The sequence below is a fragment of the Cellulomonas sp. ATA003 genome, from assembly GCF_031582905.1.
Classification (GTDB): Bacteria; Actinomycetota; Actinomycetes; order Actinomycetales; family Cellulomonadaceae; genus Pengzhenrongella.
The window spans coordinates 1,254,290-1,270,711 of the sequence record NZ_CP133990.1 but is presented as its reverse complement, the minus strand read 5'-3'; the positions used below and the strand labels follow the sequence as shown (position 1 = coordinate 1,270,711).

Here is a 16,422-nt window from a genome sequence, read left to right as displayed (position 1 = left end):
CACCCACACGGTGCCGGTGGACCGGGGTGCCGAGCGCGCGGCGGGGTGCCGGATCAGGTGGCGCGTCGCTGCGGCCAGGGCGCGTCGGCCGGGCGCAGCGTGGACCAGCCCGCGCCACGCGCGGCGGCGGCGGCGAGGATGCCGGTGACCGCCGACGGGTTGTGCAGCTCCCCCGCCAGGACGAGTGCGACGGCGTCGTCGAGCGGGACCCACTCGGCGACCATGTCCCGCTCCTCGTCCTCGCGGTCGAAGGTCTCGCCGTCGGGGACGGCCGAGATGTCCCGCGCGAGGTAGATCCGCAGCGCCTCGTCGCTCGCGCCGGGTGAGGTGAAGTAGTCGACGAGCACGTCCCAGCGACCGGCGACCAGGTCGGCCTCCTCCGCGAGCTCGCGGGCCGCGGCGTCCCGGGCGTCCTCGCCGTCGACGTCGAGCAGCCCGGCCGGCGGCTCCCACAGGGTGTGCCGCACCGGGTGGCGGTACTGGCTGAGCAGCAGGACGCGCTCGTCGTCGTCGAGGACCACGACCGCGACCGCCCCGGAGTGCCGGATGAACTCGCGCCGGACGACGTCGTCGCCGTCCGCGCCGTCGCCACCGTCGCCACGCAGGGCGACGCGCTCCGCGACGACGTCGAACACCATGCCCGAGTGGATGACCTCGGTCTCGACGACCGGACGGTCGTCGCGGTGGTCGGCGACCGTCACGCGGCCGCTTCGTCGTCGGTCTGGCGGTCGAGCGCCGCCTGGATGAGCCCCGCGAAGAGCGGGTGCGCCGACGTGGGCCGGGACTTGAACTCGGGGTGCGCCTGCGTCGAGACGTAGTACGGGTGCACCTCGCGCGGCAGCTCGACGAACTCCACGAGCCGACCGTCCGGGGACAGGCCCGAGAACACCAGCCCGGCCGCCTCGAGCTGCTCGCGGTAGGCGTTGTTCACCTCGTAGCGGTGACGGTGGCGCTCGGTGACCCGGTGCGTGCCGTACGCACCGGCCACGACCGACCCCTCGGCGAGGACCGCCTCGTACGAACCGAGCCGCATCGTCCCGCCGAGGTCGCCCTCGCCGCCGACGATCGCGAGCTGCTCCGCCATCGTCGCGACGACCGGGTGCGTGGTGTCGACGTCGAACTCCGACGACGACGCGTCGTCGAGCCCGAGGACGGTGCGCGCGTACTCGATGACCATGGTCTGCAGGCCGAGGCAGATCCCGAGGGTCGGGATGCCGTTCTCCCGGGCGTACCGCAGCGCCCCGAGCTTGCCCTCGATGCCCCGTACGCCGAACCCGCCGGGGACGAGCATCGCGTCGGCGCCCTCGAGCGCGAGGCGCGCACCCTCCTGCGTCGCGCAGTCGTCGGACGTGACCCAGCGGATGGAGACCTTGGCGTCCCGGTCGAACCCGCCCGCGCGCAGCGCCTCGGTGACCGACAGGTACGCGTCCGGCAGGTCGATGTACTTGCCGACGAGCGCGACCTCGACCTGATGGGTCGGGTTGTGCACGCGGTCGGTGACCTTGTGCCACGCGGCCCACTCGACGTCGCGGAACGGCAGGTCCAGGCGGCGCACGACGTAGGCGTCGAGGCCCTCGGAGTGCAGCACGCGCGGGATGTCGTAGATGCTCGGCGCGTCCGGGCAGGTGATGACGGCCTCGTTGTCGACGTCCGTCATGAGCGCGATCTTGCGCTTGATGCTCTCGGGCAGCTCGCGGTCGGCGCGCAGCACGAGCGCGTCCGGCTGGATGCCGATGGACCGCAGCATCGCGACCGAGTGCTGGGTCGGCTTCGTCTTGAGCTCACCGGAGGGGCCGATGTAGGGCACGAGCGACACGTGCAGGAAGAAGACGTTGTCGCGGCCCAGGTCGTGCCGCACCTGGCGGGCCGACTCGAGGAACGGCTGGGACTCGATGTCACCGACCGTGCCGCCGATCTCGGTGATGATCACGTCGACGTCGGGGCCCGCCTGGGCCCGCATCCGTTCCTTGATCTCGTCCGTGATGTGCGGGATGACCTGGACGGTGTCGCCGAGGTACTCCCCGCGCCGCTCCTTCGCGATCACGGTCGAGTAGATCTGGCCGGTGGTGACGTTGGCCGGGGCGGTGAGGTTCACGTCGAGGAACCGCTCGTAGTGCCCGATGTCCAGGTCGGTCTCGGCGCCGTCCTCGGTGACGAACACCTCGCCGTGCTGGAACGGGTTCATCGTCCCGGGGTCCACGTTGAGGTACGGGTCGAGCTTCTGCATCGTGACCCGCAACCCGCGGGACCTCAGCAGCCGGCCGAGGCTGGACGCCGTCAGACCCTTGCCCAGAGAGGAGGCGACGCCTCCGGTGACGAAGATGTGCCGGGTCGTGTTGTCCGACCCCCGGAGAGTCGCTTCGCTCGGTCTGCCACGGGCTTCGACTGTACGGCACCGCGGGCGCGCCCGGGGCGCGGCCGCGCCGTGACGGCCGACACCCGGCGGTCACGAGCGCGTCAGGCCCCGTACACCCGACGCAGCTGACCGACGACGGCGGGGAGGTCCGGCAGCTCGCCGGCCCGACGACGGGCCGCGGCGCGCAGCGCGTCCCGGCGCGCGGGGTCCTCCAGCAGCGCCCGCACGGCGGCGGCCACCGCCGCCGCGTCCCCGACCGGTACGAGGACGGCGCCGTCGTCGCCGGTGACCTCGCGGGTGCCGCCCGCGCCGGTCGCCACCACGGCCGCGCCGAGCTGGAGGGCCTCCTGGATCGCGATCGGCTGCCCCTCCCACACCGCCGTGCTGACGACGACGTCGGCGGCGGCGAGGAGGTCCGGGACGTCACCCCGTCGGCCGAGCAGCCGCACCGGCAGCCGCTCGTCGGCGACGCGCACGTCGAGCGGGCCGAGCAGCGGTCCGTCACCGGCTACGAGCCACACCGCCCCGGTGTCCCGCAGCAGCGCGGCGGCGTCCAGCAGCGTGCCGAGACCCTTCTGGGGTGCAAGGCGCGCGACCGTGACCAGCAGCGGCTGACCGGGCACGACGGCGAGCCCGTCACGGACGGCGACCTGGGCCGTCAGCCCCTGGGGACGCGGCGGCGCCGGGACGAGGGCGCGCTCCGTGGCGCGTGCGCCGAGCCCCTGCGCACGGGCCACCAGGTCCCCGGAGACGCCCAGGACGACGTCGGCCCCGCGCGCCACCACCCGTTCCAGGACGGCGGAGACGGTGCGCACCGCCCGGCCACCCACGGTGAGGTTGTGCAGGGTCACCACGAGCCGCGGACGGTGCGCGGACGGCAGGCTGCGCGTCGCGAGGACCGCGAGCGCCCCGGCGCGCAGGCCGTGCGCGTGCACCACGTCCGCGCCGCGGGCCAGCGCCCGCAGGCGACGGACCGCCGCGACGTCGTCGGGGCGGGGCCGGTCGGCGATCTCCACCGGGTCGAGCACGACCCGGCCGCCGGCCGGGGCGACGTCGTCGGCGAGGGCTCCGGGGCCGGCGACGTGCACCGTCCAGCCCGGGCCGTCCGGCGCCGGGGCGCTGAGCGCCTCCCCCAGCTGACGGACGTGCCGGGCCACCCCGCCCGCGCTCGACCCCAGCACCTGCAGGACGCGCACCTCTGCCGACATCGTCATCCCTCCGACCGCTGGTGGTCCGTGCTCGTCCGGTGGTCCGTGCTCGTCCCGCCCGCGTCCCCGGCGACGTCGTCGTGGTGAGCGCCGTCACGGTCGGCATACCGCAGGCCGCGCACCGTGCCGGCGTCGAGCATCCCGGTCGCGACCACGACGAGCACGGCCGCGAGCACCGCACCGGCTGCGCCGGAGCCGATCGCCGCGGGCACGCCCGGTCCCGCGGCCGCCGCGACCGCATCGGTCACCCGGCGACCCACGACGGCGGCGACGGTCGCTGCCACGACGAGCACCGTGACCGTGCGCGGCAGCCCGGTCAGCGCGTGCGACCCCGCGGCGCGGCGCAGCGCCTCGAGCAGCGCGGTGCCGGCGAGCGTCATGCCGACGGTGTTGCCGGCCCCGAGCGCGAGCAGCGTCGTCGGGCCGTCCGGGACCTCCGCGACCAGCGACCAGCACAGGACGCCGGAGGCGACGACGACGGTCAGCCACCCCGCGGCGGTGGCGAGCACCGCCGGGCGGCCCCGCTCGAGCGCGTACAGCGCCCGGGAGACGTGGAAGACGAGCGCGTAGCCGAGCAGGCCGGGCGCCATCCAGGTCAGTGCCGGGCCCATCGCGACCGCGAGCGCCGGGTCGCCGCGGCCGATCGACCGGAACAGCTCACCGACCGCGGGCGCGGCGGCGGCGAGGGCCGCGGCCCCCGCGGCCGCCACCACGAGGACGGCGCGGGTCGTGAGCGCCGCGAGGCGGGCGTACCCCGTGAGGTCGCCGGTCGAGGCACGCGCGGCCAGCCGCGGGAACGTGCTCGTCGCGAGCGGCACCGCGAGCACCGCGTACGGCAGGTAGTACACCGCCTGGGTGTAGAGGAACACGGGGTACGCGCCCTCGCCGCCGGAGGCGCGAGAGAGACCGAGCACGGCGAGCACCGCCACCTGCTGGGCGAGCAGCGCACCGATCCCCGCGGCGGCGAGCGAGCGGGCGCGCACCGCGACGCCGGGCGGGAAGCGCAGGGTCGGGCGAAGCCGCACACCGGTGCGCCGCAGCGGGACCAGCAGCGGCAGGCTCATCGCCGCGACGCCGGCCGTCGTCCCCCAGCCGAGCCATGCCAGAGCCGCCACGGGTACGGCGGTGGGGTCGTCGACGCGACCGCCGGACAGGACGCCGAAGGCCGCGTAGGAGCCGATCACCACGACGCTGGAGAAGACCGGCGCGAGGGCCGGCCAGAAGAACCGGCGGTGCGCCTGCAGCACCCCGACGAGCACCACGCCGACCCCGTACAGGGGCACCTGCGGGGCGAAGACGAGCAGGAACCAGCGCACGAGGTCCCGCTCGGGTCCGGGGCCGTCCCGCAGCGTGAGCAGCGTCGCGATCGGCTCCGCGAGCAGCACGAGCACGACGGCGAGCGGGACGAGCACGAGCAGCGCCCAGCCGAGCATCGCGGACGCGATGCGGTCGACGTCACCGCGCAGGTTGCGCGCGAGCGGCCCGGAGATCAACGGGATCAGGGCGCCGGCGAGCGCGCCACCCGCGGCGACCTCGAACAGGACGTTCGGGAGGGTGTTGGCGGAGCTGTAGGCGTCGCCGATCGTGGCGTAGCCGACTGTGCTCGACTGCACGAGCCACCGGCCGAAGCCCAGAACCCGGCTGAGCACCGTGACGACCGCGATGACGGCCGCCGCACCGGCCAGACCGGTCAGGGCCTGGCGTGCCGGGCTCGCCGGAGCGCTCACGCCGGGTCGGTCGCCACGGCCACCGGCACGGCGACCGGCACGGCGACCGGCACGGCGACCGGCACGGCCGCGACGGCCTCCGCCGGACGACGACCCCACTCGTCCAGCTCGCGCAGGACCGGACGGCGCGCGATGACCTCGGTGAAGCTGACGCGCTCGCTGGCGAGCGTGAGCGCGACGACGCCGCCGAGCACGGCGAGTCGCACGGGTCGCGGCGCGTCGAGCACGACGGCGGTGCCCAGGAGCGCGCCGACGGCGTTCGCTCCCCGTCACCGAGCATGTCGCGACCGGCGAGGTCGGCGGGCAGCGCGCCGACGCCGGCACCGAGGACGGCGGCGGCCACCCCGGCACCGCGCCCGCCGGCCAGGGCGAGGGGTCCGGCGCACAGGGCCGCGGCCTTGAGCGCCCGACCGGGGCGCAGGTCGAGCAGGTTGGCGAGGTTGGCGGCGCCCGCGACCAGGGCGCCCGACGCGAGCACGTCCACGGCCCACGCGCGGCGGGTCGTGCCGGTCGCTGCGGCGCTGGGCGTCGCGACCGCCGCCGCGACCAGGGCGGTCGCCCCGATGCCGAGCACCTTGAGCCCACCCGTGGTGAGCCGTCCGCGGGCGAGCGCGCCGAGGTGACCGCGCAGCCCCTTGGCGCGGTCGGCGGGGTCCTCGGTCAGGTCGTCGACGAGCCCGAACGCGGCGCCACCGGCGGTCGCGAAGGTCGCCGCGGTGGCCGCTCGCAGACTGCCCGCGCCGACGAGGCCACCGGCGAGCAGCCCCGCGGCGACCGCCGGTCCCTCGAGCAGGCTGACCGGTTCGCCACGGTGGTTCGTCCGGGTCCAGCGCTCGGTGGTCCCGAGGGGGTGTCACCGGTGCGGGTCCGGTGCGCGAGCAGCGTGCGTGCACGGCGCGTCACCTCGTGGGCGACGACGGCGGCCGACAGCGGACGTGGGATGGCTCAGCCCTCCGTGGTGGCGTCGGTCGCGTCGTCGGTGCCGGTGGTGTCGGTCGCGGTCGCGTCGTCGGTGCCGGTCCCGTCGGTGCCGGTCCCCTCCGTGCCCGTCCCGTCGTCGGTGGTCGCGTCGTCGGCGCCGGCCGGGGTGCGGTCGACCTCGGGCAGGGTCACCGGCTCCGGGACGGGCGTGAGCCCGTCACCGAACCCGTAGTGGCCGACCTGGCCTCCGATGCGCGCGTTGAGGCCCAGCGGGACGGACAGCTGACCGGTCACACCGCGGAAGCCGGTGACCGTGGCGATGTCCGCGGCGAGGTCGGCGTCGGCGAGCACGGTCGTGACCAGGTCACCCGGCGTCGCCACCCCGCCGGCGAGCAGGGCGCCCTCCGAGCGCTCCTGTGCCGCACTCACCACGGCGAGGTGCGCGGCGACCACGGCGTCCTGGGCCTCGGACTGCTCCCCCGCCTCGGTGGCGTCGTCGCTGAGCGGCTCCGGCTCGCCGGCGAGGAGGACGACGGCGTCGGCGGGCGCCGTGATCGGCTCGGCGACGGTGATCAGGTCGCTCTCGTCGCTCGCGAGGAGCTGCAGGATGAGCTCGGCGGGCTCGGAGAGCGCGTTCGGGTCGGCCGGGTCCGCACCCGTCAGGCCCTGCGCGAGGGCCTGGGCGAGCTCGACCTCGGCGCCGGCATCGGCGGCGGGTGCCGGGTCCAGGTAGGTGACGACGCTGCCGGCCAGCGCCCCGCGGAACTCGCGCAGCGCCGGGTCGGTCCACTGGTCGGTCACCTGGACGCGGGCGCTGATCGTGGCGCCCGCGGTGAGGAGCTGCTCCTCGACCGCGGCCCGGGCGTCGTCGTCGACCGTGCCCAGGGTGACGACGGCGACCCGGCGGTCGGTGAGGGTGCCACCGACGAGCTGCGGGGCGGACTCGTCGAGGAACACGCTCTGCCGGTCGACGACGGACTGCGCCGCGGCCAGGTCCGAGCGCAGCACCTCCATCTCCTCGCGCAGGCTCTCGACCTGGCCGGTGAGGGTGTCGCCGATGGTCTCGCGCAGCGGTCCGGCGCCCAGCACGATGCCGACCGCGAGAGCCAGGAACACCGAGATGAGGGAGACGATGTGGTACCGGAAGTCGATCACAGGGTGCAGGCCGTTCGTCGAGGGGTGGGTCCGGTGCTGACGGCGGTGTCGACGCTCACGGCGCGGCACCGCCGAACAGCCCACCGAACCACGAGAACACCGTGTCCAGGCGTGCTCCGGCGAGGCCGATCAGGGTCTGCCCCGCCGCGGTCGCCGCGAGGGCGACCCACAGGGCGAGCAGTCCGGCGAGTACGAGGAGCGCGAGCTGGACGTTGGAGATGCGGTGACGGTAGAGCCGCGACACGCCCTTGGCGTCGACCAGCTTGCTGCCGACGCGGAGCCGGGTGAGGAAGGTGCTCGCCATGCCGGAGCGCCCCTTGTCGAGGAACTCCACGAGCGTCGCGTGGGTGCCGACCGCGACGATGAGCTCGGCGCCCTTGTCGTCCGCGAGGAGCATCGCGACGTCCTCGCTGGTCCCGGTGGCCGGGAAGACGACGTGCGGGATGCCGAGCTTCTCGACGCGCTCGACGCCCGGTGCGCGACCGTCGCGGTAGGCGTGGACGACGATCTCCGCGCCGCAGCCGAGCGCGCGGTCGGAGACCGAGTCCATGTCCCCGACCACCAGGTCGGGGCGCCAACCGGCCTCGAGGATCGCGTCCGCGCCGCCGTCGACCCCGATGAGCACCGGCCGGTACTCCTTGATGTAGGGCCGCAGCGTCGCGAGGTCCTCCTTGTAGTGGTACCCGCGCACCACGATGAGCACCTGGCGACCGTCGATCACCGTGGAGATGTCCGGGACACCCACGCCGTCGAGCAGGAGCTCACGCTCGCGCCGCAGGTAGTCCATGGTGTTCGCGGCGAAGGACTCGAGCTGGACCGACAGCCCGGCACGGGCCTCGTCGAGGTTGCGCTCGATGGTCTCGGGCGTCTGCTCGACGCCCTCGGCCACGAGCCGGTCACCGTCGTGGACGACGCCGTCCTCGACCCGGACGACGTGCCCTTCGGTGAGCGTCATGACGTCCGGCCCGAGGTCGTCGACCAGCGGGATGCCGGCGCTGACGATGATCTCCGGGCCGAGGTTGGGGTACCGCCCGGACGTCGAGCGGGCCGCGTTGAGGACGGCCGCGGGCTGGCAGGCGACGAGGGCCTCGGCGGACACGCGGTCGATGTCGAGGTGGTCGATCACCGCGATGTCGCCGGGGCGCAACCGCTTCGTGAGCGCCTTGGTCCGGGCGTCCACGCGGGCGGGGCCGGCGGTCCCGGGGATGTCAGGAAGCGGGGCGCGCTTGCGCAGGGTCAGTCTCATCGTGCGTCATCGTCCCACGCCCGACGCCTCGAGCAGCTCTGCGGCGTGCACGCGCGCCGCCTGCGAGTCCTGGCCGGACAGCATCCGGGCGAGCTCGCGGACCCGGTCCGGGCCGGTCACCGGGCGCACGTCGGACTCGGTGATCGTGTCGGCGTCACCCGACGCCCCCTTCGTGACGACGAGGTGCGTGTCGGCGAACGCGGCGACCTGGGCGAGGTGCGTCACCACGAGGACCTGCGCACCCGTGGCGAGCGACGCCAGGCGGCGTCCGACCTCGACGGCGGCCTTGCCGCCCACCCCGGCGTCGACCTCGTCGAAGACGAACGTCGGCGGGCGGTGCGCGCCGGACTCCGGTGACGTGGCCAGCGCGACCTCGATCGCGAGCATGACGCGCGAGAGCTCACCGCCGGACGCCCCCTTGCCGAGCGGTCGGGCGGGCGCACCCGCGTGCGGCACGAGCAGCATCTCCACGACGTCGCGGCCCCACGGGCCCGGCTCCTCGGCCTCGCGGACGTCGACGACCAGGCGGGCGCCACCCATCGCGAGGCCGCTCAGCTCCTCGGTCACCGCGTCGGCGAGCGCCTGCGCCGCCCGGCGACGGCCGCCGGTGAGCGTGCCGGCCAGCGTCCCCAGCGCCTCCGCCAGCGCGGTGCGGCGCGCGGTCAGCCCGGCGAGCCGTTCGCCGCCGTCGTCCAGCTCGAGCAGACGGCGCCCGGCGGCGTCGTACCAGGCCAGCACCTCGTCGATGTCGGTGCCGTAGCTGCGGGTGAGCTGGGCCAGCTCGGCGCGGCGCTGCTGCACGGACTCGAGCCGCAGCGGGTCGGCCTGCAGGTCCTGCAGGTAGCCGGACAGCTCGGTCGACACGTCCGCCAGGAGGTAGCCCACCTCGGCGAGCCGGCCCGCGAGCTGCGCGAGCGTGGGGTCGTGGTGCCCGGCACCCTCGAGCACCCGGCGCGCCGCCTCGACGGCGGCCACGGCCGTCGCGTCCGCGGTTCCGGAGTCGTCGCCGGTCAGCGCCGCGTGCGCGCCGGTCGCCGCGGACCGCAGGTCCTCGGCGTGCGCGAGCCGCTCGGTCTCCGCTGCGAGCTCGACGTCCTCCCCGGGCTGCGGGTCGACCCGCTCCACCTCGGCGAGCCCGAGCCGCAGCAGCTCGGCCTCCCGGGCGCGGTCCTGCGCGCGGGAGGTGAGGTCGTCGATCTCGTCGTCGAGCCGCGCGATGTCGGCCCACGTCGACCGGTACTCGGCGAGCGTCGCGGCGTGCTCGGCGCCGGCGAACGCGTCCAGGGCCTGCCGCTGCCGCGCCGGTGAGCGCAGGCGTGCCTGGTCGGCCTGACCGTGGACCGTGACGAGGTCGTCGGCGAGCTCGGTGAGCACCCCCTGCGGGACGCTGCGGCCACCGAGGAACGCGCGCGACCGTCCCTCGGCCGCGACGGTCCGCAGGATGACGAGCGTGCCGTCGTCGTCGAGCTCGGCGCCGGCCTCCTCGGCACGCCCGGCGACGGGCGAGGCGGCGTCGACGGCCACGCGACCCTCGACGGACGCGGACCGCTGCCCGGTGCGGACCGAGGACGTGTCGGCCTTGCCGCCGAGGAGCAGGTTGAGGCCGGTGAGCACCATCGTCTTCCCGGCCCCGGTCTCCCCCGTCAGCACGGTCAGGCCGGCACCGAGCGCGACCTGCGCGCGGGTGATCACCCCGAGGTTCTCGATCCGGATCTCCTCGATCACGGTGTGCCCACCCGGCTCGGGTCACCCGGCGACCGTCCGCGCCAGCCCTCGACGGGCAGCGAGAACTTGCTCACCAGCCGGTCCGCGAACGGGGCCCGGCTCAGGCGGGCCAGGCGGACCGGGACGCCGCTGCGGCGCACCTCGACGCGCGCGCCCGCGGGCAGGTCGAAGCGGCGGCGGCCGTCGCAGCTCACCACGCCGGCGGAGGTCGACCGGGTGAGGACCTCGACGGCGAGGACGCTGCGCGGGCCGACGACGAGCGGACGCGCGAACAGCGCGTGGGCCGAGACCGGCACGAGGATCATGCCGTCGACGTCCGGCCACACCACCGGCCCCCGGCGGAGAACGCGTACGCCGTCGAGCCGGTGGACGTCGCCATGACGACGCCGTCGCACCCGAACGAGGACAGCGGGCGCCCGTCGACCTCGACCACCACCTCGATCATCCGGTCGCGGTCGCCCTTCTCGACGGTCGCCTCGTTGAGCGCCCACGACGACAGGATCGGCGCCGTCTCGCCCGGGAGCATCGCCCGGACCTCGAGCGTGCCGCGCTCCTCGACCTCGTAGTCACGAGCGGCGATGCGGCGGACCGCCTCGCCGATGTCGTCGCGCTCGCTCTCGGCGAGGAACCCGACGTGACCGAGGTTGATCCCGAGCAGCGGGATGGCGGTGCCGCGGGTCACCTCGGCCGCGCGCAGGATGGTGCCGTCGCCGCCGAGGACGACGGCGATCTCGACGTCGGTGAGGTCGACGTCGTGGTCGGCGTGGTCGACCCGGTGGCCGCCGTCACGGACGGTCTCGAAGCCCGCCCGCTCGAGCTCGCGGACCGCCTCGGCAGTCGCCGCCACGGCCTCCTCGCGTCCGCCGTGCGTCACGACCAGTGCGCGCCGTGTCATCGTCCACCTCCGCTCGTCCAGCTCGACCCCGCGCCGGTCGGCCCGGCGGCGACCGCCGCCTCGACCATGGCCCGCAGCCCGGCCGGGGTCGGCGCGTCCCGCCCGGGGCCATCCTGCCCGCTGCCGCCCACACGCGCGTCACCGCCCCGCCCACCGGGGGCCACCGACCACAGGAAGTACTCGACGTTGCCGTGCGGACCGGGCAGCGGGCTCGCCACGACCGCGCGCGGGCGGGCGCCCAGTCCGACGGCGGCCTCGGCGACGGCGACGACGGCGTCCGCACGCAGCCGTGGGTCCCGCACGACACCGCCGGAGCCGAGCCGCTCGCGCCCCACTTCGAACTGCGGCTTGACCATGAGCAGGAGGTCCGCGCCGGGCGCTGCGACGGCGAGCAGCCCCGGCAGCACGAGCGTGAGGGAGATGAACGACAGGTCCCCCACCACGAGGTCGGGGGCGGGGTCCACGTCCCCCGGCCGGAGGTGACGGACGTTCACGCCCTCACGCACGGTGACCCGGGGTCCGCGCGCAGCCACGGGAGGAGCTGGTCGTGCCCGACGTCGACCGCGACGACGTGCTCCGCGCCGCGCCGGAGCAGCACGTCGGTGAAGCCGCCGGTGGACGCGCCCGCGTCCAGGCAGCGGCGGCCCGCCACGACCGGGCCTTCGGCTCCGTTCGCATCGAGGGAGTCGAGCGCATCGGGGAGTCGAGCGCGCCGAGCGCACCGGCGAGCTTGTGCGCGGCACGCGAGGCGTACTCGGGCGCGCCGGCGTCGGTGTCGACCTCGACGGGCTGGTCCGGAGCGACGGCGGTCGCGCTCTTGCCGGCGACCGCACCGGCGACCCGCACCCGCCCCGCGGCGATCAGCTCGCCCGCGTGCCGACGTGACCGGGCCAGGCCCCGCCGGACGAGCTCGGCGTCCAGCCGTGCACGTTCGGGCACGGTCAGTCCTCGACGTCCGCGAGCCGGTCCTGCAGCGCGGCGTGCACGGCCTCGAAGACCGCCACGTGCTCGGGCACCGGCGCGCCGTCGAGCTCGGTCAGGCGGGTCAGGGCGGCGTCGACGGCGGTGTCACCGGTGGGTCCGTCCGGACCCGGGGACGGGCGGTGGGCGTCGTCGGGCACGCGTGCTCCTCCTGGGTCGGTCGGTCGGTCGGACGGGTCGGGCCGGTGGGCTTCACGCTAGCCGCGGCTGCGCGGCTCAGCCGACGGGGACGGCGAACTCCGGGACGGTCGCGCCGTCCACAGGTCGGCCGTCGTCGACGGCCTGCCACGCGGCCGCACAGGCCGAGCGCAGCAGGTCCAGGACGGACGCCCGGTCGTCACCGGCGGGGTGCAGCGCCAGGGCGCCGTCCACGACCCGGGCCGCGGACCCGCGGGTGGACCACCACCCGTCAGCGGCGGGCTCGGGCACGGGGTGGGGCTCGAGGACGGACAGCAGGTCCGCACCGAGCAGGTGCGGTCGCTCTCCCGGGTGCGCCAGGACGGCGTCGCGACCGGTGCTCACGCCGGTCAGCACGTGCAGCCCGACGTAGCCGCCGGAGCGCGCGCCGGCGAGGTCGGTGTCGAGCCGGTCCCCGATGACGAGCGGGTTCGCCGCCCCGGCGCGCTCGACGGCGAGCCGGTACATGGTGGGCGACGGCTTGCCCGCGCTGTCGGGGGTCACCCCGGTCGCCGCGCGGACGGCGCCGACGAGCGAGCCGTTGCCGGGGGCGAACCCGCGCGCGGTGGGCAGGCTGAGATCCAGGTTGCTCGCCACGTGCCAGGCGCCGCGCTGGACGGCGTAGGCCGCCTCGGCCAGCTCGGGCCACCCCACCTCCGGTGCGAACCCCTGCGCGACGGCGTCCGGCTCGTCGTCGGCGGACGTCACCACCGTGAACCCGACGGCGCGCACCGCCGTGACCAGTCCGGCACCCCCGACGACGAGGATCGTCGCCCCCGGCTCGAGCCGGGTGCGCAGCAGCGCCGCCGCGGCCTGCGCCGCCGTCATGACCTCGTCCGCGCCGGTCGCGATGCCCAGGCCGGTCAGCTGGTCGGCGACCGACTCGGGCTCGCGCGAGGCGTTGTTCGTGACGAAGACGAGCCGCATCCCCGGCCTCGGGCCCCGTTGAGGCCCTCCGCCGCGTGCGGGATCGGGTCGTGGCCGCGGTAGGCGACGCCATCCAGGTCCACCAGGGCCAGGTCGTACCGGTCGGCCGGCGCGACGTCGCACCCGATGAGACCCGTCACGCGTGCTCCTCCTCGTCACCGGCCGGCGCTGCGCCGGTCGTCTCCGCCTCGGATCCCTCCACCGCCGCGGAACCCTCCGCTGCCACGGCACCCTCGGTCCCGTCGGTGCCGACGTCGGTCGCGTCGGCCCGGGCTGCCTGAGGGCCTCGGTGCCCTCGATGTCCTCGATGTCCTCGGCGCCCCGGGCGTCCTCGGCGTCCTCGGCGTCCTCGGCGTCCTCGGCGTCCTCGGCGTCCTCGGCGTCCTCGGCGTCCTCGGCGTCCTCGGCGTCCTCGGCGAGGTCGTAGACCACGACGTCGTCGGGCACGTCACCGGAGGCCGAGGCCAGGTCGGCGGCGGAGAACGGCGCGAGCGCCGCCGCCGCGTCGTCGTGCCGTCCGAGCGCTTCGAGCGCGGCGGCACGCGCCTGAGCCACCCGGGCGAGGAGCACACCGTCCTTGGGGTCGACCCGGGCCGGCGGGCCGGCGTCGAGCACCGCGAGGGCGGACTCCGGCTCGCCGAGGTCGAGCCGGGCACCGCTCACGACCATGGCCAGCTCGACGCGTACGGCGGGTTCGAGGCCTTCGGCCTCGTCCGACGCGGCCAGCGCCAGGGCACGCTCGGGCCGCCCCAGCCCGCGCTCGCAGTCGGCCATGATCGCGAGGTGCTCGGACGATCCGTTGAGCCGACGCACCGTGCGCAGCTCCCGTAGGGCCTCGGCGAAACGTCCCGTCCGGTACGCGGCTAGCCCCGCCGCCTCGCGGACGACGTCGACCCGTCCGGCCCGCCGGACAGCGGCCTGGGCGTGCTCGTACGCGAGCTCCGGGTCGGAGTCGAGCAAACGCCCCACCATCACGAGGTGACGTCCGCACTGCTCGGCGTTGTCCTTGCTCAGCGTGCGGAGGCGTGCGCGGACGACGCGGTCCAGGTCGGAGAACTGCGCGTCGTCGGCGATGTCCGGGGCGGGCGTCCGCTCCGCCTGAGGCGGCCGCGTCGGACGACGGTCGTCGCCCGCATCCGGTCGCGGTCCCGAACCGTAGGGGCGACGGTCCTGGGCTGCCGGGGGACGAGCGCCTCGACCCGGCTGGTCACTCCCGCGGTGAGGGCGTGCGGAGCGGTCGTCCGGCGCCCGGCGCCCGCGCTCCGCGCGGTCGCCGGCGGACATCGGACGGCGCTCGGGACGGTCGCCCGTCGAGCTGTCGGGCCGCCGCCCTCGCGTGTCCGGCGCACCGCCGCGGACAGGGCGCTCGGTGCGCTCCCAGGAGCCCCGGTCACCTCCGGTAGCGCGAGGCGACCGCTCGGGACGGTCGGCGGAGCTGCGGGCGGGCCGCTCCGTCCGATCTCTCCAGGGACGCGACGGCTCGGACCGCCGGTCATCGGCCCGGCCAGGACCGTCGCGCCGGTCAGCCGGGGGTCGCGACGGCCGCTCGCCACGCTCGGGCCCCCGCGGAACTCTCGAGCCGGGCGGTCCGCGGACGTGCGTGGTCCAGCTTCACGGCTGTCGCCGGCGGACCAGTTCCCCGCCGCCCCACTGGCCGGTCGGAAGGGACGCGCGTCGGCGTCCGACCGAGGTGCGGCCTCGTCGGCCGAGCCTGGTCGGCTGCCCGAGGGACGCGCACCCCCGGGGCGGCCATCCGACCCGGGGCGCCCTCCAGCCGCGTACGGTCGCCGCTCGTCGTCACCGCGCGGCCGGAACGGTCGACGCTCCTGCCAGCCGCCGTCGCCGGAGCGCTGCGGGCGGTCGTCACGCTCCTGCGCGGACCGACCGGGCGCCGAGTACCCACCGCGCTGCTCGTCACGTCCGCCACCCGACGGGCGTCCACCACCGACGGGACGACCACCGGCACGTTCGTCGTCCCGTCGGGGTCCGCGCGATCCGCGGTCCGTCCCGGCGCCCGAGCCGCCGCCTCGATACGGCTCGCGACCGGAACCGGACCGCTGCTCCGTGCTGGTCCACCGATCATCGCTGCGCTCAGTGGGCCGCCCGCCGGCTCGGTCGTCGCGACGGGGCGCCGCCCCGGCACCACGCCCGGTGCCGCGGGGTCCGTCAGCCGAGCTCCGTCGGTCGTGCGAGGGCCTGCGCCCGCTGGCCCCACCACCGCGCCCGTCCCGCGGCCCACGGGAGTCCCCGCTGCTCGATCCGTCCGAGCGACCTGCGTCGGCGTTCACGTGTGACTTCCCTCATCGACAAGCAAAGCCTCATCGTCTCACTGCCTGCCCCGCGCCCCGCCACCCGCGCCCCGCCGACCTCGACACACCCAACCGGAGGCCGGGCTCGGCGCGCGCCGACGGGCGATTCGACGGACTGTGCTGCCGTGACGAGGACGTCCCACGGCAGCTCCGAGGAGATCCTGGGCGGTGGCGAGCGACCTCGACGTCACGGGTGCGGGTCGGTCGACCGCCACATCCGTGACGGTCACCCGCCCGGAGCGCGCTGGCGCGACGCGTTCTGCGATTGGGTCGTGGTCGACGACGTGCAGCCCATCGCTCCGCTATGGCTCACCCGCGTCCGGCGGCGGCACCAACGCCGTCGCGCGCGCTCGTTCAGAATTGTCCGGCCCGCCGCCAGTTGTCGTGGGTGCACGTCGTCCCCGTCAACGCGTGCGCGGGCGTCGAGTGTGACCTTCTGGTCTATTCGGCTGCCCGGACCGCCCTGGACAGTCGCACCGTCAGGGGTAGTGATGCATGCTCAGCTGTCGATGGGCGGGGTCCTGGCTGTTTTTGGGGATGCGAAAAGAGCCACCCCGATGGGGTGGCTCTTTTCGAATGGGTGTCCGGCGGCGACCTACTCTCCCACACAGTCTCCCGTGCAGTACCATCGGCGCGAAGGGGCTTAGCTTCCGGGTTCGGAATGGGACCGGGCGTTTCCCCCTTGCTATGACCGCCGTAACTCTATGGAGATGTCCGGGCCACGAGCCCGCCCCCGTCACAGGGTTTGGGTCGTGGGTGCCCGTCTCTCGGGAACCGCACAGTGGACGCGTAGCA

At 75.6% G+C, this 16,422-nt stretch carries 10 protein-coding genes, 1 rRNA gene and 3 pseudogenes; 1 reads left to right on the top strand and 13 read right to left on the bottom strand.

The genetic code is table 11. From position 1 onward, the window contains the following. Positions 1 to 53 precede the first annotated feature (53 nt). The 12 genes and pseudogenes from REH70_RS06270 to REH70_RS06215 form a co-directional block, all read right to left on the bottom strand. Entirely contained in the window at positions 54 to 701 is a 648-nt protein-coding gene (locus tag REH70_RS06270) for an NUDIX hydrolase (protein ID WP_310753238.1), read from the bottom strand. Next, a complete protein-coding gene (locus REH70_RS06265; RefSeq protein WP_310754155.1) occupies positions 698 to 2,323 on the bottom strand; it encodes a CTP synthase in 1,626 nt (541 codons plus the stop codon). The genes REH70_RS06270 and REH70_RS06265 overlap by 4 nt, the downstream gene beginning before the upstream one ends. A gap of 134 nt (positions 2,324 to 2,457) precedes the next feature. After that, positions 2,458 to 3,570 carry a glycosyltransferase gene (locus REH70_RS06260; RefSeq protein ID WP_310753237.1) on the bottom strand — a complete coding sequence of 371 codons (1,113 nt, stop codon included), beginning with the start codon at positions 3,568 to 3,570 and terminating at the stop codon, positions 2,458 to 2,460. Further along, a complete protein-coding gene (gene murJ, locus REH70_RS06255; RefSeq protein ID WP_310753235.1) occupies positions 3,567 to 5,291 on the bottom strand; it encodes a lipid II flippase MurJ in 1,725 nt (574 codons plus the stop codon). The genes REH70_RS06260 and murJ overlap by 4 nt, the downstream gene beginning before the upstream one ends. Next, on the bottom strand, positions 5,288 to 5,497 hold the full coding sequence (locus REH70_RS06250; RefSeq protein ID WP_310753233.1) for a hypothetical protein: 210 nt from the start codon (positions 5,495 to 5,497) through the stop codon (positions 5,288 to 5,290). Before REH70_RS06250 ends, murJ begins: the two co-directional genes overlap by 4 nt. A 739-nt stretch (positions 5,498 to 6,236) precedes the next feature. After that, positions 6,237 to 7,367, bottom strand: a complete 1,131-nt coding sequence (locus tag REH70_RS06245; protein WP_310753232.1) for a copper transporter — start codon at positions 7,365 to 7,367, stop codon at positions 6,237 to 6,239. A gap of 55 nt (positions 7,368 to 7,422) precedes the next feature. Beyond that, positions 7,423 to 8,613, bottom strand: coding sequence for a putative cytokinetic ring protein SteA (gene steA, locus REH70_RS06240; RefSeq protein ID WP_310753230.1), 1,191 nt, complete (start codon positions 8,611 to 8,613; stop codon positions 7,423 to 7,425). Between the two features lie 6 nt (positions 8,614 to 8,619). Further along, positions 8,620 to 10,338 carry a DNA repair protein RecN gene (gene recN / locus REH70_RS06235; RefSeq protein WP_310753228.1) on the bottom strand — a complete coding sequence of 573 codons (1,719 nt, stop codon included), beginning with the start codon at positions 10,336 to 10,338 and terminating at the stop codon, positions 8,620 to 8,622. Next, a pseudogene (locus REH70_RS06230) lies at positions 10,335 to 11,233 on the bottom strand (NAD kinase). Before REH70_RS06230 ends, recN begins: the two are co-directional and overlap by 4 nt. Continuing rightward, positions 11,230 to 12,154 (bottom strand): annotated as a pseudogene (locus REH70_RS06225) (TlyA family RNA methyltransferase). The pseudogenes REH70_RS06230 and REH70_RS06225 overlap by 4 nt, the downstream one beginning before the upstream one ends. A 20-nt stretch (positions 12,155 to 12,174) precedes the next feature. Then, positions 12,175 to 12,354 carry a hypothetical protein gene (locus tag REH70_RS06220; RefSeq protein ID WP_310753227.1) on the bottom strand — a complete coding sequence of 60 codons (180 nt, stop codon included), beginning with the start codon at positions 12,352 to 12,354 and terminating at the stop codon, positions 12,175 to 12,177. 76 nt (positions 12,355 to 12,430) lie between these two features. Further along, positions 12,431 to 13,458 (bottom strand): annotated as a pseudogene (locus REH70_RS06215) (HAD-IIA family hydrolase). Here REH70_RS06215 and REH70_RS06210 point away from each other — a divergent pair. Continuing rightward, on the top strand, positions 13,445 to 14,149 hold the full coding sequence (locus REH70_RS06210) for a hypothetical protein (protein WP_310753226.1): 705 nt from the start codon (positions 13,445 to 13,447) through the stop codon (positions 14,147 to 14,149). The pseudogene REH70_RS06215 and the gene REH70_RS06210 overlap by 14 nt on opposite strands. A gap of 2,060 nt (positions 14,150 to 16,209) precedes the next feature. Here REH70_RS06210 and rrf read toward each other — a convergent pair. Beyond that, positions 16,210 to 16,326 (bottom strand): 5S ribosomal RNA (gene rrf, locus REH70_RS06205). Positions 16,327 to 16,422 lie beyond the last annotated feature (96 nt).